The organism is Bifidobacterium sp. SO4, assembly GCF_018555355.1.
Lineage (GTDB): Bacteria > Actinomycetota > Actinomycetes > Actinomycetales > Bifidobacteriaceae > Bifidobacterium > Bifidobacterium miconisargentati.
Map to the genome: position 1 here is coordinate 110089 of NZ_JAFEJP010000006.1, position 17644 is coordinate 127732.

A 17644-nucleotide genomic window follows, 5' to 3' on the forward strand; every position below is an offset into this window, starting at 1 on the left:
TCCGCTTCAGATCAGGAAGAATCAGCTGCTGAAAAGTGATGCGATGACTGGACAGCGCAATCGTTGGATGATGCCTTGGATTGAGAGAGGGCGGCTGAGGATTTCCTCGTAGAAATATGTGAAGTGCGGTCAATCTCCTTCGGAAAAACGCGAATTCCGGGGTCTCGTGCTGGCAATAATACCTGAAATAGAAAGGTGACGGCAGAGCTCCCTATATATAGAGCAAATAAACGGATATCAAGTTCAATATTTATATGGGGTTGATTGGAGTCAATAGATTATTTCGATGACATCACAGGCATTTTCTCCTCCGTTTTTGGGTATCTTCCTGTCTCAAGACGGATTGTCTTGCATCATGGGGCATGGGGGGAAGAATAGTTGAAAACAATATCGAGCTAGATGGAGGAGTAATGACATCTTCGTTCTGCAGGACGTAATCGGTTACGGCAGCCGTTCCTTATTTCTCTGCCGATAATATGATTCCGTCTGAGGGCCCGGTCGAAGAAGCGGATTCCTCCCATAAGTGCAGACGAATGCGTCATACGCATAAACAGCGAACAAAGTCCGTGAACATATGAGCTGGAAGGATTCGGCATGACGATTGTATTGGCAATAGAAGCCAAAGGTTTCACTCCGGAAAGCCTAAGCCGGGTCCGATATTTCTCGGATACGATGTTTCTCATCGACGAACATGGCGTGATCAGAGAGATAATTCGTTCGGATGACAGGGAGTTCAAGGACCGCCGTCGGAGACTGAAGGAACTAGGAGTCTACAGGAGAATTCCCGCCACCAGGTATCTGCTGCCGGGATTCGTGGACACGCATGTGCACGCCCCTCAATGGGCGCAGACCGGCACCGGGCTTGACGAGCCGCTGAACGTGTGGCTGGACAAATACACGTTTCCAACCGAAGCCAGGTTCGAGAACATCGAATACGCGAGGACGGTGTATGGGAACTTGGTGGGCAAGCTGCTCTCCGTGGGAACGACGACCGTCGTTCACTACGCCACGATCCATCGGCAGGCGTCGGTCGAATTAGCGCGGATCTCAGCCGAGAAGGGGCAGCGCGCTCTCGTCGGCCGTCTGGTCATGGACGATCCAGAGGCGAATCCCGACTATTATCGGGATTCCTCCACGCGATCCGGTCTGGACGAGACAGAGAGGTTCATCCGGGATGTCGAGGAGATTGGCCGGACGAGCCGTCAGGGCGTATATCCGGTCATCAGCCCACGGTTCATCCCCAGTTGCACGGACGAGGCGCTCAAAGGCCTGGGACGCATCGCCGAAAGGCATCATGACACCGCGTACATCCAGACGCACTGCAGTGAAGGTGAATGGGAGCACCATTACGCGTTCGGAAGATACGGGAGAAGCGACACGGAGGTACTCAAAGATTTCGGATTGCTGACCGATAGGAGCATCCTCGGCCATTGTGTGCATCTCTCCGACAAGGACATCGATCTTTTCCACGAGACCGGCGCCATCGTATCGCACTGTCCACACTCGAACGCGTTCTTCGCCAGCGCGGTGGCTCCTGTCCGGAAATACCTGGATCGAGGATTGAAGGTCGGTTTGGGATCGGACATTTCTGGCGGCTTCACCCCGAACCTGTACGAGACCATTCGCCAGTCCGTCATCTCGTCGCGAATGCTCGAAACCGGAGTGAACGCCTCAATCGCCGCCGACCGTCGCGGAGTGCCGGACAGCGCCCTTACCCTGAACCAGGCGTTCTATCTGGCCACGGCCGGCGGAGGAGAGGCCTTGGGCCTTCCGGTCGGCAGACTCGAGCCGGGTTATGCCTGGGACGCCCAGACCGTGGATGTGCGCCGCAGGGAGAACCCGCTGCCCATCTTCGACAGGGACGAGCCGCCGTCTGACATCTTCCAGAAGATCATGAACCTCTCGGAATCATCGAATATCCGACAGGTATGGGTGCAGGGGAGGTTGGTCGTCGAAAAGTGAGTGTCGGCAGCTCGAACACCTGAACATACGAAAACAGCCAGTTTCAAAAACAGAAGGGAAGTCCCATGTCAAAGGAGCTTCTGGACGTCGCGGCAGGCGAACGTCCCGCCGACAAGGCAATCATCAACGGCAACATCGTCAACGTGCTCTCAGGTGAGATCTACGAAGGCGGGGTCGCCATATACGGCGATCAAATCGCCGCCATCGGAGACGTCGAATACACAATCGGCGAACAGACCGAAATCATCGACGCCAAAGGCAACTACATCACACCTGGATTCGTGGACGCCCACATTCACCCGGAATCCACCAGTCTTGCCATCCGCCAATTCGCGGACCTCGTCCTGGAGCATGGCACCACAACCATCGTCACCGACCTGCACGAAGTCGGCGTGGTCGCCGGCGAACCAGCTATCGAGGACGTGCTTGCCGAGAACGCGGACACCGGTCTGAACATCGAATACATCGTGCCCTCCCACGTCCCATTCTCCCCGAACCTGGAAACCAGCGGCGCAATCTTCAATCACGAGATCATCAGCAAGGCACTCGACCACCCCCAGGCGGCCGGACTATCCGAAACGGTAGGCGAATACATCTGGCGACGAACCCCGGACCTGCTCGCGGCCATAGACGACACGCTCGCCCACAAATATGTGGTCCACGGACATCTGCCCGACTTGGACCAGAAGCACTTCAACGTGGCCATCGCCGCAGGCGTCACGACCGACCATGAGGCCATCAGTGCGGACGACGTAATCCAACGACTCCGGAACGGTGCCTATGCGCTGCTGCGCGACGGGTCCGCCGCACGCAGCATCGGACAGCTGCTGCCGGTGGTTCTGGAGAAGAAGCTCAACGACTCACGTGTCAGCATCATCACCGACGATTTGAGCACTACCGATGCAGTGGACCGGGGACATCTGGACGAAGCGGTGCGCAGTGCCCTGAAACTGGGAGCGGGATTCATCCAAGCCATCCAATTCGTGACCATCAACCCATCAAACGCATCCGGCATCGCGACCAAGGTCGGTGCCCTCGCGCCGCGACTGCGTGCGGACATCAACATCACCACCGGTCCGGATGACTTCAAGGTACTGGCCACCATAGCCGGAGGACAACTGAAGGCCAGAGACGGTCGGATCATCGACCCGAGCCCGGTCGCCGAACACACCCCGCGCCTACTGAACACGGTCCACCTGCAACGTCCTGTCACTGCCGATGATTTCGCCATCCACGTGGACGAGACCGCGTCGAAGGCGAACGTCATCGTGGCGGACGTACTCCCCTGGATCGCCATCACCCAGCGCAGGGATGCGCAGCTCGAGGTCAGGGACGGGATCATCCAAAGCGACGTCGACCAGGACATCCTCTACATCGCGCAGGTCGAACGACATGGAAAGAACGGCAATATCGGCAAGGCCTTCCAGGGTGGATTCCATATCAGGGAAGGCGCTATTGCCTCGTCGGTCGGCCATGACAACCACAACATCATCGTCGTGGGCACCAATCTGAAGGATCTCGCCTTCGCCGTCAACAGAGTCGCCGAACTTCAGGGAGGACAGGTCGCGGTCAGGAACGGCGAGGTACTGGCGGAAGTCCCGCTCCCGGTCCTTGGCCTGTTGAGCGACAAGACGGGCGAGGAGCTTGCCGCGGACAAGCATAGGCTGAATGCCGCGGCCACGGAACTCGGCAGCAGCATCCCCGACCCGTTCATCTTCCTGTCGTTCATCAGTCTCGCCGCCGTCCCGGCATATGCGGTCACTGACCATGGATTCATCGATGTGGCACAGCAAAAGGTCATCGACCCGGTGCTGAACGTCGAATAGAAACGTTGTCCGACATTGGCTGTTTTATGAGTCCGCTACCGCTCCGCATCGATCTTGCGACTGCGGAACGGGCGGACTCCCCTGAGGATGTAGATGCATTCGTCGGTCGGCAGCAGGCCGAGCTCGTCCGGCTGCATGAGCTCACGTTTGGTACGACGCCAGCTGATGTTGTACGAGCCGTTGGCTCCTCGGCTTTCGCCGTCGTCCATGACGTCGATGGTCTGGAAGCCGAGCCTCTTGGATACCCATTCCAGCGTGCTGGTCTCCGTGCCGCCGAGGAAGAGCATCGAATCGCAATTGCCGACGATGGTCTCCCAATCGTCCCGGTACATAGCCTTGCCCTGCGCGTAGTTCTGGATGATGACCGAACAGGAGATGCCGCGGCTGCGGATGGTGGCGATAAGCCGCGTGAAGTTCGGGATGCGCCCGATGTTGGCGAACTCGTCAAGGAAACAGTGCAATTGCATTCGCCCGGCATCGGGCGTATCACCGGCATGGTCGGCCCTGTACACGTTGGACTCGAACAGGCATTGGTAGAAGATCGCGGCCAAGGCTGAGAACGTCCCTTCGGTGTCCGGCAGGGAGAGGAACACCGCGGTCGGCCGCACCATGATCTCGTCAAGACGAATCGTGTCCCCGGACAGTATCCGACGCACGCTGCCGACCTCCAGCGGGGACAGGCGTACGCCCAGTGATGTGATGATTGAACGCTTCGTCTCGCCCGCGCCTTGGACGAACTTGCGGTACTGGCGGGACGCGAAGTCCAATCCCTCCAACGTCTGGCGCGACTCGGCGTCATGACGTTCGGGATGTTTCCTGTATTCGGCCACGAGTTCACGCGCCGCCTCGAACATCAGATCCACGTCCGAAACCATTGTCTCGTCCGTCTCGCTGGAATCCATGAGCAGCAACAGATCCATGACCTGGGGTAGGTCGGGCTCGCGCTCCGCGAACCGGACCCACGCGGTCAACGCGGTCAGGAGATTGCGTTCGGCCCGCTCCCAGAAACCATCGCCGGAATCATGGCGCGGACCCTGCCCCGTGGTGTTCGAGATGATGTTCTCCGTCAGCCTCAGAATCCCGGCCTCAGGATCACGCGGGTCGATATAGCGCATGGGATTGAACCGGTCGGACCGGTCGAGGTCGATGAGATCAAGGCAACGGATCCCGTATCCGCTGCCTCGTAACGAATCGCCTACCGCGGCGCGGATCTCGCCCTTCGGATCGGTGACCGCGTACGACATGTTCGCCTGCCGCAGGTTCGGCAGCACATACCGTCTCGTCTTGCCCGAACCTGATGACCCGATTACCAGCACGTTCAGGTTGCGTTGCGTGATTCTGCCGTCCAACCCCAGCGACTCCGTGGCTGTCATCAGCAGGTTGCGCCGGCCCTCCTGGCGAAACGGCCTGATGTCCGCCGGCGTGCCCCAGCGAGCCGACCCATGCTCCTCGCCCTCGCGCAGGTCCCGCCGCATCGACCATCGGTACAACAGCGCCAGCCCCGTTGCCAGGTCCGCGGCAAGACCCACGAGCAGATCCGTTCGGTCCAACGACAGCCGCAGGGGATCCGCGAGAACCCCATCGAACATGCCATCGATGACACGGTCAAGGCCGAGGCCTGCGGAAAGATCAGCCCGAACCTGCATCGAGATCCGATTGGCGAGCCAGAACAGCAGCACTGCCAACGCGAACGGCATGAGAATGCGCATGAGCCTGTTCATCGCGACGCCTCTCTGGGACCTCGGCCTTCACGTCCCGCCACATGTCTGTCCCGCAATCGCGATGCGGTGAGCCTGCGCAGCGAATCCAGCACATCGTCACGCGTGAGCTGTGCGGAGTCAGCCGTCGAAAACGGTTCGGACAGGACGGTCGCGGAGGAGACCTGATCCGTCGGCGGTGCCGGAGAGCGGACATCCGCAACGTTTTCCAGCGGTTCGGGCCTCCTTCCTCCGGACACGGCCCGCTCGGCTTCGTCATCGGCGGTGCTCGAGACGCGCGCCTCGTCGGGGCCGTCGGCTTCCGTGTCCTGGCCATACGTGATGACGAGCATGTGCATGCCATGCCATTCGACGGATCCCACGCCATGTTCGCCGCACAGGATACGGGAGAACAGGGGAGGGGAGACGATGCCGTTCATGTCCCTCGCCTCCAATCGAACGAGGCGTCGGCCGCTATCATGTCCGCATGGATCAGCGTCTCCTCGTTTGCGGTGTATACATCATGCGATCCGGATGCGCGGGTTGACGCCGATTCCCGGGACCAGCCGCTGACGACCACGAAATTCCCCTGCGCCAGCCGCCGTTCCCGGCAATAGTCGGGCATGACGTCGCCGGCCTCGACAAGTACCGGTTCGACCAGACCGTTCGGCATGCGGATGCCGACGCGCAACCGGACTGATTCCGTCCCCGAAGCCGTCAGCGTGTAGCGGGGATCGTCGAGCAGTGTTCCGCGGACGATGAGATATCGGCGGGTTGACATGATGGGCTCCTGACTTTCGTGACCGGCATCGCTGCCGTGGGTTTCACTCCGACATGCGGTGGCATCTGTCCGCCGCATTACGCTGAACGATGACTATCGGCTCCGGGCCCGCTCATGCTTCCGAGGCGGGATTATCCGGATGGTGTTCTCGGCCAGTTTCCTGTCGATGTGCTCATGCAGCTCATTGAGGGTGTCCTCTTTGCTGATCTTCTCGTCTTTCTGCGTGGGGACGGTTCGGGACGGCTGGGCCGCCGGATGGGATTCGGCGCTCTCCGGCGACTGTTCCGGAACCTTCGCGTCATGGCCGGTCAGACGTAGCTCGTAGCCGACGTCGCCGAGCGCCCTCCTGACCGCATGCGTGACATGGTCGAGATCCCGACCTTCGAAATGCACCCACGTCGCGTCCTCGCCGCGTTCCACCGCGTAACGGACCCCGGCGCGGTCGAGACTGGACATGACCGTGCGCACCTGCTCCCTGTCCAGTTCGAAGATATGGATGTCCCCGTTGGCCGCGCGTTGCAGGCGTTTCTCACTCATCCGTCCCGTATGCGCCGCCTGTCGCGCGGCGTCGCGAGCCCCGCCGAATGCACGCGCCCCGGCCCGTAGGAACCATGCGGCGGTCCACTCTCCCACACGCAACACCAGTCCGGCGCCCGTACGCGTGACCTCCATCGTGGCTTGCCGTCCGACATCCTCCAGGCGTTCCTCGATCATGCCCGATTCCTCCTTTGTGTGATTGTCCGTAGCGGTCGATGACTATTCATGGCGTTCGATGCGACGGGACCGGTTCGGGCTGCCTCACTCGCAGACGAAGCCGGCGCAACGTCTTAAGTTCATTGGACAAGCGGTCAAGCCGGCGTTCCCTGTCCCGAAGCTCACGAGCCAGTTCCCCGGATCGATTCCCATCAACGGGCTCGGCGTCCGTGCTCTCATCCAACGCCACCAGAAGCGCCTGGAACGCCTCGCGCTCCGAGGCTATGCGGTTCGTCACATCCCGGATCGCGTCATCGACCGAGACGTCATCGCGCGTCAATCGCGTGGCCGTGTTGAGTTCATCGGCCAGATCGTGCAGCTGGTCGAGCTTCCTCGCCTGCAGCCGATACCAGTTGCGTTGGGCCTCCGACTTGCCCGGCGTGAGCCGGCTCTCCCTCGTCGCAGGCTCCAGACGGACGGGAGGTCGGGAGAAGAACTCGTACAGCCCCTCCGGCGTGATGCGGCGGACATACCGGCCCCGCCGGTCTGTGATGACGCACGGGGAGGCGGTCGGCAGATACGCGCGATACGTGTCTCCGTCCCGCACGATGGCGACAACCGGAACCGTCAAGGCCAGACCCCGCCGTGTTCCGGGCAACCATACGCGCATCATGCCGTCATCCGACGCCGCAATCATCCTCCGGTTGAAACTGATCGGCGTGACGGTTCCCCGCCCGATGCGCGCCATGATGTTCGGCTCGTCATAGGCTCGGCCGAGTCGGACGTCCCGGACCTTCAGACCGCTCGCCACATCGGTGAACGTGAGATGCCGGCCGCGCACATCGACCCTGACCCCGTTCCGTCGCATCGCCGCGGCGAACGAGTCGAAATCCACGGACGAGGCGGCTGCCGCATCGACCGCCAGCCGGATACGGTCCTTGACCGCATCCCCCTTGGCCGACGCGTACAGTTCGCCCAGTCCGAAACCATGCCGCTCCGTCCCCAGCCCTTCCCGTGTCCGGCTGCGGTCCCGTCGGGGAAGCACCTCCAGCCCACGCTCCCGGCACAGCCGGTCGCTCACCTCACGCCATGCGCCAAGCGTGCCCCGCTGCACGCGCAGTTTGCGCCGCGTCTCCGTATTGGCCGCGCAGATGATGATGTGATTGTGCGTATGATCCCGGTCCACATGCGTGGCGATCACATACTGGTGCCCGCCACCGGTGATCTCCTCCACGAAGGCGATGCCGATCTCATGCACCTGCTGTGCGGTCATCCTCCGGCTGTCGTCCGGACTGAACGACTGGATGACATGATGGGCCAGCACCCCGCCGGCCCTTCTGCCCGCCGCCGTCCTGTCGAGCGACTCCAGCATCGCTTCGGCCAGGGCGGCCGGATCGGAGACCATGTCCGAATAGTTCGCCGTCACCAGGGTGCCTTCCTCGGTCTTGTCCGGATTGATGATGTACGCGATGGACAGATGCAGCGTGGTCTTGATCTGCCCGACCTTGACGACCGCCATGACACGACTCCTCACCCTTGCGCCGCAAGCTGCTCGTCGCGTTCGCGGCACATGTGCAGGAACAACGCGCGCAGCTCGTCCTGTGCGGCCACGACCCGGCCGATATCGTCGGAAGACAAATGATCGTAGGTGTTGGCCCTGCGCGCGATCTGGTTCACGTTGTTGCCGATGCGGGCCATGTCCGCGCGGACCTGGTCCGGATCGAGGGCGACCGTGACCATGACTACCCGCGCGTCGATGAGCAGCCGTCTCGCGTGCGCCGAGAACGACAGCTCGCCGCCTCGGGCCAGCCGGACCTTCTGATAGAACCGGTCGGCCCGATCCCATTCCTCTGGAGTGAACGTGACCGCCTTGCGCACACAGCGGGTCGGATGCGTCGCCTGCCAGCTCATGGCGTGAGCCTATCGGGTCCCGGGTGTCCCGGTCGGCAATCCCGGATGGGATTGGCGGCAACCGTACGTACGGTTGCTATGCTTGCTGCTCCTTCCTTTGACGTGACGACGATGTCGTCACGGAGTCTCAAAAGTCGGGTGTGACCATCGGCCTGGTGCATGCTGGTTATCCTCGTTTCCAATCGTGTTGGGAACATTCAACACGAGGAAGGACGGGGCGATGGTCCCCGACCGGTTTACGACGACGACGTCGAGGGGAGCGATGATGACGACCGGCAAGACAGCCAAGGCCAGGGCGCAATGGGTGGCGCAGGCGATGGAGGAGGAGAGACGGAGACTGGAGAGACGCCGCGTGCTGCTGGGCCGTCTCTACGACGAGATCGACCGGTATCTCAAGGCGGCGGGACGTATCCGGCCCCTGCTGAGGGAGCTGTCGGACGAGTTCGGCGTCTCCCGCGCGGAAGTGAAACGGATGTTCTCCATGAGCGACCGTGAACTGGCCGTGCTGTATGACCGGCGCGCCACGTCTGTGGATCCCTCGCCGTCCGATCATGGGAGCCCCGGTGTCGGGGAGGGGGACGAATCAATGGCCGCTCGCGACTCTGACGACGGCAGCACCTCCCTCGTGGATGTCGCGCACGAGGGCGAGGGACAGCACGGATTCGACGCTCTGACCCATGAGCTCGGCGACGGCGTACGGGTTCCCGCCGGCTTGGGACAGGGAGATCTGGGCGAACCTGCGTCGCAGGGCGGTTGGTGAGCAGCCGGTGGCCTCATGGATGATCCGGTTGACCGTGTCCTCGCACACATGGGCCCGGCCACGTTCCCCGGGGAACGTGAAGCCCACGCCCCTGACCAGAATCGCATGGGCGAGGGGCTCGTCCGCGGGCACTATCCGCTCGCGCGGACCCTCTCCATGGATGCGCAACCCCCAGCCGCCATCATCGAACCGTATCAGGTCCTCCCCGCGCAACCGGGCGATCTCGCCGCGCCGCAGCCCCATATCCCCGGCAAGGACGACCATCATCCTGCTGCGCACATCCCAATGGGCGCGGCCATGCTCCATGTCGTCCTCGGAGGCCGCCGGACGGAATCGTTCCCTTCGTGCCTCGGGGACGAAGGGCATGGGGTCGTCCCGCAGCATGGTGTCGGCGACCCACCCGAAGAAGGACTCGAGAATCCTGCGGTCATCGTAGACCGAACCCGCGGGTGCGTGCTTTCGGCCGAGCCATGCGGACACATCCTCCGGGGTCACCTCGTCCGGGTCGAGACGCACATAGGCCGCGAAGGCCATGACCCGCGAACTGTAGTATGCGGACTCCGCGGACGCATACCGGAGCCCGATACTGTCCGCGAGCCAGTTGCCGATCCAGCTTCTCCATAACGGTGAACAATGTCCACTCACACGCGTCATAGGCCACCTCGCTCCGTGTTGGAGACATTGTATCCACACACATATTGCGAACGTTCGCATGATGCGTGTATTCCTGTGAATTCGAATGGATCCCGTCCGCGAAAACGCCGTTTCGACGGACGGGATTGCCGGAATCCTCGTATTCAGGGCATTATGATGCGGCTATCCATAAGCGGGATGTTATGGTGGTCGTGGGGGAAGTACACCGATTCGAATTCGATGACCGGCGAAGGAACACGATTCCGGTGCCCGTCATAACGCAAACGTTATCAATACTAGGGCGTCGGGCATGCGATGAAGCATGACCGACGGTATCGCGCGGCCGTTTTCCCCGGTCCGGGTGATGCGGAAAAGACGGTGCCGCGACGTAGCGGCCATGAGAGAAAGAGGGGAACCGTCATGTCCTTCAATCACGATGATTCGCCGGTTCCGAAGGATCCGGCCGGAGAAGAGCCTGGGATCGCGGGTCCGTCCGACCGACCGGCGAACCGACAGACGGGAACGGACCGCAGCCCGGTCCTATGCGGGGAATGCCACCGGCCATTGGCCGAAGGATGTCATGTCGATTTCTGGAGCATAGCCATATCACCGGCCGAATACCGGTTCGCGGCCATGCAATCCCATCCTGCCGGAAAGAGGGGGAGCGAGAGATGAGCGTCGAAGCCTATTCCTATGTGATGACGATCACCTGCCTCATTCCCAACCACATCGCCCAGGCGGTGCTCTCCCATCTCGCCAACCACGCCGACCGGCGCGGCCGGCATGCGTTCCCCTCCGTGACCACCTTGGCGGCGGCGATCCGATGTTCGGAACGTTCGGTCCAGCGGCATCTGCGTTGGCTGGAATCGCGCGGATTCATCAGAAGATCCTCCAACCTGAGCCGGGTCCGCAAGCTTCCCGCATGCAAACGGCCCATTGTGTACGAGCTGAGCATGAGCGATGCGATGCGGGCGATATTCATCGAGGAGTACAGGGCCCGTCTGGCCGTCGATGACGGTAGCCCCTCGCGGATCCATGAATCGTGCCGGCCGATCGGCGGAGCCGATGCGAGGCTGACAGCGGATGTATCGACAGCGGCGGGAGGAGTCGGCGAATCGGATTGCGTAACGTCCCGGCGAGGTGACAGCGGAGGTTTGAATGCGGTGCTCCGCGTGTCACCCGAACCGTCAAGTGAACCTTCCCCTTCGTCCCCTTACGGGGACTGTTCCCCACCGACGGACAAGCAATCTCCGTCGAAGCCGCACGGGGAGACCTCGGATATGACGGCCTCGGAAGTTACCGCGTCGATGGTATCGAAGACACGTGCGGGAGCCGATGCCGATGAGGATTCGGATACATGGTCGGAGGCCGGAAGCATGGAGGACCCTGATTGGATTCGTGGGGCGACGGCCGATGGAAAACCTGACGCCGAGGACTTCCTGATTCGGTTCGCCCAGGTGCTGGCGAAAGAGCAGATCGTGGGCAAACCGACGCGGAAGGCGGATCGGCGGTGCGCGGAGCGGTTGCTCGAAACGCATGGACTGGAAGCATCCATGGAACTGGCGGCCTGGGTGGCGCAGGACGGATTCTGGTGCGGAAAGATGCTCAGCGTGAGGTCGTTGGAACGCCGGTGGGAGGAGTTCCGCCTCGCCAGACGGCATGAAGGGGAGTGGCGAATGCGCGCCGCACGGCGCAACCGTGAGCTGCTCATGGGCATCGTGGATCTCCTTGCCTCCAGGGAGCCGCGAACGGATGAGGGGGACATCGCGGCCGGCTTGGATCCGAATGACCGGGACGGGCTATTCGCCCAGCTCCTTGATGGGTTTGACCCCGGATCCGCAGGGCGCGGCCTTAGGCTCCGACGACCGGCAGCTGCATCACGACGGGATGCGGGGATTCCTGGGACGCCGGGAAAACACGAGACGTTCGCGTTGGTGTCGTCCGCGAGTGTGGTGCGCTGCCCGGTGTACGGCTTCCGGGATTTTCCATCCGTCCGTTCGAGTCGGACGGGAGACGCGCAACGGCATCTCGACGGCGACGTGCCGCCGGAACGGTGTGCGGTGTGCTCCCATGACGGTCGCAATCTGCCATTGCATGGCGGCGTACGTACGGACGAGTCACTGGACAAGGCGCGTCGCGACACAGGACAGGGGAGGACATCATGAACGTTCATCAATTCGATTCCGGGACCAGTGGATCCGCTGGGTTCAGACCGACCATTCCGTCTCCGTCGGCTCCTCCCAAGGGTGGGACGCAGTGGATCTTCATATCCCCGCTGCCTCCGGAAGGACTGTGCGGGCAGGCGGACATGGAACTGTACGACCTGCTGTGGATGCAGATCGGACCGGACGGCGTCGAATGCCGGGACGGGCAGATGAGCCGTGCCGCGAAACGGGTCTGCCGGTACTGCCCGGTGCTCATGGAATGTCTGGCGCGCAACATGATCGTGCCGGTCACACACGGGATCATGGGCGGCATGACATACAAGGAACGTCAATATGCGATGCGCGTGGCCGTCGAGCATCACGTGGTCGAACGCGGGCGGCGGCGACTGGAACTCACGGAGATGCGCCTATGCTACCTGCGTCTGCACGCCTGGTTGGAAGCGCATCCGGAGATTCATGCGATCGTGGAGAACCGTCGCCGCAACGAACGTTCCCGCCTCAGCCGAGGCCTGACTGCAGGACAGCCCATACGCCGCATGACCCGGCTGGAATTCTCGCAGGAGGCGGATGGGGTTTCCGCCAGGAGAGTCCAAGGGCGGGAACCGGATATCGATTATGAACCGTCCGGGGAAGAGGAGGATGGTCAGGGGTAGCCGACGGCGCGTTTCAGGCGGCGGCTTGTCGAAGCCGGTCCACGGCCGATTCGAAGCAGCTTCTCATCATGTCGATGGAAGCGGCATTGATCCCGTTGGACAATGCGACGAGCTGCCAATGCTCCAGACTGTCGGCCATGGATGCCGCCATGGCCCGCGTCTGTTCGGCGGTGAGCCGGAAATAGTCGGCGTATTCCATCGCCAGCGCTATGCTCGCGGACCGGTCGTCGAACCCTATGGGCGAGTTCAGCAGCTTGGGGCTGTCTCCGGGCGTGGGATTGATGTCGAACGCCGGGGACAGTCGCCATCCTCTGTCCTGCGGCGTATAGAGGAAACCATGGTTGCGCATGTGGTTGTCCGTGTTGCCGATCGCGCATGAGAACAACGCCCTGAGCCACAGCTGGCGTATGTCGGTTTCGGGTTTCGCGCCGTATTCCTCGAGGAACTCCACTAGTTCCAAGTAGGAGTAATGGTCGCCGTCCCGGCCCTGCACCGCGGTCAATCCGCTGATATAGGGAAGCCGGTTCCCGTCCTTCCGGTCGAACCGTTCCACGATCAGCACGGAACGGTCCCGCACCCTCAGCAGTCGGGTATGGGGCACGGTGATGCCGGCATCGGCCGCAAGCTGGAGCGCGGTACGTTCCCATGCGCAGACGTCATCCAGCAGGCTTTCGTCGGCCTTCGGGAATTTGGCGATGCACAGGTCGCCCTGCTCGGTGCGGACGGAGGCCTTGGGGCGGGCGCCGCCCAGACTGGAGCCGGCGGCGAGCAGATCGCGGATGTCCGCATTCATGTCCTGCACCGCAAGGTCGGCCTCGGTCAGCAGTTGCGGAATGGTCACTTCCCGGGGCACGCCATGCTCGCTTGGCGCCAGTGCGGTTCCGTCCTCGTTCCAGAAGCGCAGTGCACCTTGTCGGGTCTCGTCGTTGACCGACAGGAGCAGGTCGCCCTCGAAGAGGGTCCGAGCCGTCCTCTGCTCCGACCGCGCCTCCTGACGTTCCGCGCGCAGCATGAGGTTGCGTCCCCAGCGGTCCGGCATGCAGTCCTGGAATACCCGGTGCATCGTGTTCTGCTCGGCGTGGAACGCGCCGGGCGACAACGGCATGTCGGGGCAGAGGGGGATGGCGTCGCCGGAACGCAGGTAGTCCGCGTCATACATGAAGGTCGCGGATTCGATGCCTCTTCTGACTGTCGTGAACAGTTTCCCTACGATGACGTCCTTGCCCTGGATCTGCAGAGTGACGTTCGTCTCCATCGATGTCTCCTATTTGTCTCCGTGGCCAGGTCTTATCGGACCCGTTTGGGTGTATCCTCGTCGGCCCGAAGGCGACCGATATCCGTGTTGAGCGGGTCGGTCGCATCCTGCACCCCGTCGAGCATGTCGAGCAGGCGTGCGACGCGGAGGAAATTCTCCAGGCTACCGGCGCCCCTGCGAAGCAGCTTCGTCACGGTCGGCACGGACAGGCCGGCGCGCTCCGCGAGCAACGCCATGGGGATGCGCTGCTGACGCCGGGCCAGATCAAGGTTCGCGGCGATCCGACGTTGCGCGCGACTGACCGGAATCGGTGTCCTTGTAGGCAATCTTCGTCTCCCTGAAAGTGATTGGAATCCATTTACATTAAAGAATACCTGTTTTTAGGAAGATAACCTAAATATATCTTTATGTTATCTTCCTTTTCCGTATAGCGGTAGCCCGAAAACATGGTCGGGACCATGGGCCATGCGGTGGAACGGCATACTGAGGGCGTGCGGTGGGACCAACGGTGGCCCCGAAAAATCGGTCCGCACGGTCCATATCGATCCCCTGAGGTGGCCGAGCCGCCCTCGTGCGTCTTCGGCCGCCTCCTTTCCCGGGTGATATGGAGTCCCTACGGAGGGTGCAGCGCATGGGCGTGAAGGGAATGATGAAGAAGACGTGGCGCGCACTGGCGGCGGCGACGGTGGCGATATGCCTTCTGGCCGGGCCGGCCGTGGCGTCGTCGCTGGAGGTTCCGGACGGCGGCAGCGAGGACGGGATCGGAATCGTGGATGGTTCCGATCGCATGACCAGCGAACAGGACGTCGTCGGCGATGATGGGTCAACGAGTGATAACGGCCGTGATGGGTACGGTCCGGACGCCGGGGAATCGGACGCAGTTTTGCCGGGTGACGGCGACCATGCCATCATGCCGTTCGCGGTCGGCTTCTACCCGCCGAACAAGGCATGGGTGCGCATGGATGATGACGGCACTTGGCGGATGGTCACCGACCCGGACCGGGGCAACCGGGTCGGTGCCGACGGGCAGAGCTTCCTCAACGGCGACAAGGTCGCAGCCGCGGTCAACATGACGATTCAATCCGTGGACTGGAGCACGAAGGACCGGCTGGAACTGGCCGACGACTGGAGTCTGGTGGACCGGTATCTCGACCCGGCCGATGCGGGCGAGGTCAGGGTGTACGCCCTCGCATTGGACTCCTACCGGGAGCCGTCAACGGACGGCATCAACCTCATAGGCGTGGACGTGACCGACCGTTTCGAGATCACCGTGGAAGGCACGGTGACCCGGGCCGCTGCCAAAGACGATTACCTGGAGGAGCTCAACGAGCGCACCAGTGCGATGCAGTTCTCCATGCTCGTGCCGTTCGTGGTGAACTTCGACGTGGCCGCCGACCTGCTCGAGGACCGGAACGGGTCTGGGTCGGGAATTGGGGATTCCGATCGCAACACCTGCGTTGATGGGGATGAGGCGTTGGCCAACAAGGCGGGCGTGTGGTGGGAGGACCAGGATTACTGGGAGACCAACGAGCCGGTCCTGTGCATCGTGCGCCCCGAACTCGTCAAGGACGTGAAGCCGGCCGATACGGGCGAAATGACCGAACCGGGGAATGGCACCGCGAACGAAAAGTCGGAGGACGCCGACGCCGGCACGGCGGGCACCGACTCCGATGCCGGTGCGAAGCCGAGCATCGACGGCAGGACGGTACTTCCCGGCCAGAGAGTCTCCTACGAACTCGAACTGCACGTGGACGCGGCATCGGATTATGTGCTGGACCGGCTGGAACTGACGGACGACTACGATCCGCGCACCATCCCGGACCGGGACAGCCTGACGCTGACGGAACGCGGCGGAACGGCGGACAACGCCCAGAAGGATGCAGGGGCGACGATACCGGTCGAGGCGTATGCGGTCGAATGGGATGATGACGGGCATCGGTTCACGGTCCGCTTCCACCGTGAATGGCTGGACACGAACTGGAATCCCGCCGTATCGCACAGGGTGCTGCTGGCGTTCGACGCCACGGTCCGCTCCGACATCGACTGGTCCGCCGAACCCGACGACGGGGAGGACCCGCGAATCACGAACCGGGGATGGGCCACACTCAATAACGGCAGGGTCGCATCCAACGAGGTGGGCAATCCGGTGATGACGCTCGACCCATACAAGGACGTGACCGTGGAGGTCGGCTCCGAAAGCGCCGACGGCATGAGCATCTACCGGGGCCAGACATTCCTGTACCAGCTCAACTCCTCCACGTTGCCTGTGGGCCGCGTGTATCCGACGGTGACTTCGTGGCGCATCGACGACGACTTCGACGAGACCGGTGACACGTACACCGGCCAATGGGCCGTGTACGCCGTTGAAGACCTGTATGACACGGACGGAAGCGTGCTGGCGGCCAAGGGCATGCGCATCGCGGGCAGCGGTTTCGATGCCACGGCGTTCGGCGGTGACCTGTTCGTCCTCGACATGGGCGAGGGCACGTTCTCCATCTCGGCCACCGAACGGTATCTGGAACTGGTGTCCGACGACAACTCGCATCCGCAGGCCTGGCGCGCCTACGTGCAGTTCACACGAGCGAAGACCGGCGAGTTCGCGAACACGTTCGTCGAGACGCTGGACGGGGCGCAACGTCCGTCGAACACGGTGACCACCGTCACCCCGGAACGGTCGCCGTCCATCGCCATCGAGAAGTTCGACGAGGCATCCGGGCCGGAAGCGGGGGACCGGGACGAGACCGAAGAGGCGTTGGCATTGGATGGTGGGGACGTGACGATCGTGTTCCGCATCACCAACACGGGGGACGTGCCGCTGACCGCATTGGAACTGTCCGACGAGACGGTGGCAGGCGACGGTGCGGTTGCGGAACTCTCGTATCCCGACGGTTGGGAGACGCTGATATTGGCACCCGGCGAATCGGTGGACGTCACGGGGCTGCTGGGCGGCGTGACCGAGAAGCACACGGACCGCGCCACGGTCGAGGCATCACCGGTCATCGAATGCCTCCCGAGCGATGACGACCCGTTCGACGACATACCGGCCCGGCCTGCCGACCCGGACGAGCTCTGCACCGATACGCCGGTCGAAAGCGAACCGGACGACTGGAACGCCTACGTGCCCGAAACACCCGTCACCCCCGATACCCCGGCTGTGAGGCTGCCGCATACGGGCGGCGACGTGATGTGGCTCATGGTGCTCGGCGGCGCGGCCACGTTGGCCGGCGGCATCATGCTGGCGGTGCTGCACAGGAGAAAGACGGCATCCGACGCATAGGACGTCGGGGCGCGGAACTAAGAAAGGGGAA

At 62.5% G+C, this 17644-nt stretch carries 14 protein-coding genes; 5 read left to right on the forward strand and 9 right to left on the reverse strand.

Annotated features, from left to right (window positions below):
* The first annotated feature begins 594 nt into the window (after positions 1-594).
* Entirely contained in the window at positions 595-1962 is a 1368-nt protein-coding gene (gene guaD / locus JS536_RS05910; protein WP_214356188.1) for a guanine deaminase, read from the forward strand.
* A 65-nt stretch (positions 1963-2027) separates the two neighbouring features.
* The gene (locus tag JS536_RS05915) at positions 2028-3788 is read left to right on the forward strand and encodes an adenine deaminase C-terminal domain-containing protein (protein WP_214356189.1); all 1761 of its coding nucleotides are present in this window, start codon (positions 2028-2030) and stop codon (positions 3786-3788) included.
* Between the two features lie 35 nt (positions 3789-3823).
* On the opposite strand, the gene JS536_RS05920 is transcribed toward JS536_RS05915, so the two are convergent.
* From JS536_RS05920 to JS536_RS05950, 7 genes are all read right to left on the reverse strand, one after another.
* Complete coding sequence (locus JS536_RS05920) at positions 3824-5509, reverse strand: type IV secretory system conjugative DNA transfer family protein (RefSeq protein ID WP_214356190.1); 1686 nt, start codon at positions 5507-5509, stop codon at positions 3824-3826.
* Complete coding sequence (locus JS536_RS05925; protein WP_214356191.1) at positions 5506-5925, reverse strand: hypothetical protein; 420 nt, start codon at positions 5923-5925, stop codon at positions 5506-5508. The genes JS536_RS05920 and JS536_RS05925 overlap by 4 nt, the downstream gene beginning before the upstream one ends.
* Positions 5922-6266, reverse strand: coding sequence for a hypothetical protein (locus JS536_RS05930; protein WP_214356192.1), 345 nt, complete (start codon positions 6264-6266; stop codon positions 5922-5924). Before JS536_RS05930 ends, JS536_RS05925 begins: the two co-directional genes overlap by 4 nt.
* 93 nt (positions 6267-6359) lie before the next feature.
* On the reverse strand, positions 6360-6980 hold the full coding sequence (locus JS536_RS05935) for a DUF3801 domain-containing protein (protein ID WP_214356193.1): 621 nt from the start codon (positions 6978-6980) through the stop codon (positions 6360-6362).
* A gap of 46 nt (positions 6981-7026) precedes the next feature.
* A complete protein-coding gene (locus JS536_RS05940; RefSeq protein ID WP_214356194.1) occupies positions 7027-8478 on the reverse strand; it encodes a relaxase/mobilization nuclease domain-containing protein in 1452 nt (483 codons plus the stop codon).
* 11 nt (positions 8479-8489) lie between these two features.
* Positions 8490-8870, reverse strand: a complete 381-nt coding sequence (locus tag JS536_RS05945; RefSeq protein WP_214356195.1) for a MobC family plasmid mobilization relaxosome protein — start codon at positions 8868-8870, stop codon at positions 8490-8492.
* Positions 8871-9453: 583 nt separating this feature from the next.
* Positions 9454-10284 (reverse strand): site-specific integrase, encoded by an 831-nt coding sequence (locus tag JS536_RS05950; protein ID WP_214356196.1) that lies wholly within the window; start codon positions 10282-10284, stop codon positions 9454-9456.
* 650 nt (positions 10285-10934) lie between these two features.
* On the opposite strand from JS536_RS05950, the gene JS536_RS05955 reads away from it, so the two are divergent.
* Together JS536_RS05955 and JS536_RS05960 are read left to right on the forward strand one after the other, a co-directional pair.
* On the forward strand, positions 10935-12428 hold the full coding sequence (locus tag JS536_RS05955; RefSeq protein WP_214356197.1) for a helix-turn-helix domain-containing protein: 1494 nt from the start codon (positions 10935-10937) through the stop codon (positions 12426-12428).
* A 143-nt stretch (positions 12429-12571) separates the two neighbouring features.
* Positions 12572-13081 carry a WhiB family transcriptional regulator gene (locus JS536_RS05960; protein WP_214356198.1) on the forward strand — a complete coding sequence of 170 codons (510 nt, stop codon included), beginning with the start codon at positions 12572-12574 and terminating at the stop codon, positions 13079-13081.
* A gap of 13 nt (positions 13082-13094) precedes the next feature.
* On the opposite strand, the gene JS536_RS05965 is transcribed toward JS536_RS05960, so the two are convergent.
* Together JS536_RS05965 and JS536_RS05970 are read right to left on the reverse strand one after the other, a co-directional pair.
* Entirely contained in the window at positions 13095-14336 is a 1242-nt protein-coding gene (locus JS536_RS05965; RefSeq protein ID WP_214356199.1) for a type II toxin-antitoxin system HipA family toxin, read from the reverse strand.
* 32 nt (positions 14337-14368) lie between these two features.
* Positions 14369-14662: a hypothetical protein gene (locus JS536_RS05970; RefSeq protein WP_214356200.1), complete on the reverse strand. Its 294-nt coding sequence runs from the start codon at positions 14660-14662 to the stop codon at positions 14369-14371.
* 305 nt (positions 14663-14967) lie between these two features.
* On the opposite strand from JS536_RS05970, the gene JS536_RS05975 reads away from it, so the two are divergent.
* On the forward strand, positions 14968-17613 hold the full coding sequence (locus JS536_RS05975) for an LPXTG cell wall anchor domain-containing protein (RefSeq protein ID WP_214356201.1): 2646 nt from the start codon (positions 14968-14970) through the stop codon (positions 17611-17613).
* Positions 17614-17644 lie beyond the last annotated feature (31 nt).

Excerpts from the sequence above, each read along its gene's own strand:
- guaD (WP_214356188.1), top strand. The coding sequence starts at position 595 with ATGACGATTGTATTGGCAATAGAAGCCAAAGGTTTCACTCCGGAAAGC.
- JS536_RS05915 (WP_214356189.1), top strand. The coding sequence starts at position 2,028 with ATGTCAAAGGAGCTTCTGGACGTCGCGGCAGGCGAACGTCCCGCCGAC.
- JS536_RS05920 (WP_214356190.1), bottom strand. The coding sequence starts at position 5,509 with ATGAACAGGCTCATGCGCATTCTCATGCCGTTCGCGTTGGCAGTGCTG.
- JS536_RS05925 (WP_214356191.1), bottom strand. The coding sequence starts at position 5,925 with ATGAACGGCATCGTCTCCCCTCCCCTGTTCTCCCGTATCCTGTGCGGC.
- JS536_RS05930 (WP_214356192.1), bottom strand. The coding sequence starts at position 6,266 with ATGTCAACCCGCCGATATCTCATCGTCCGCGGAACACTGCTCGACGAT.
- JS536_RS05935 (WP_214356193.1), bottom strand. The coding sequence starts at position 6,980 with ATGATCGAGGAACGCCTGGAGGATGTCGGACGGCAAGCCACGATGGAG.
- JS536_RS05940 (WP_214356194.1), bottom strand. The coding sequence starts at position 8,478 with ATGGCGGTCGTCAAGGTCGGGCAGATCAAGACCACGCTGCATCTGTCC.
- JS536_RS05945 (WP_214356195.1), bottom strand. The coding sequence starts at position 8,870 with ATGAGCTGGCAGGCGACGCATCCGACCCGCTGTGTGCGCAAGGCGGTC.
- JS536_RS05950 (WP_214356196.1), bottom strand. The coding sequence starts at position 10,284 with ATGACGCGTGTGAGTGGACATTGTTCACCGTTATGGAGAAGCTGGATC.
- JS536_RS05955 (WP_214356197.1), top strand. The coding sequence starts at position 10,935 with ATGAGCGTCGAAGCCTATTCCTATGTGATGACGATCACCTGCCTCATT.
- JS536_RS05960 (WP_214356198.1), top strand. The coding sequence starts at position 12,572 with ATGGAACTGTACGACCTGCTGTGGATGCAGATCGGACCGGACGGCGTC.
- JS536_RS05965 (WP_214356199.1), bottom strand. The coding sequence starts at position 14,336 with ATGGAGACGAACGTCACTCTGCAGATCCAGGGCAAGGACGTCATCGTA.
- JS536_RS05975 (WP_214356201.1), top strand. The coding sequence starts at position 14,968 with ATGGGCGTGAAGGGAATGATGAAGAAGACGTGGCGCGCACTGGCGGCG.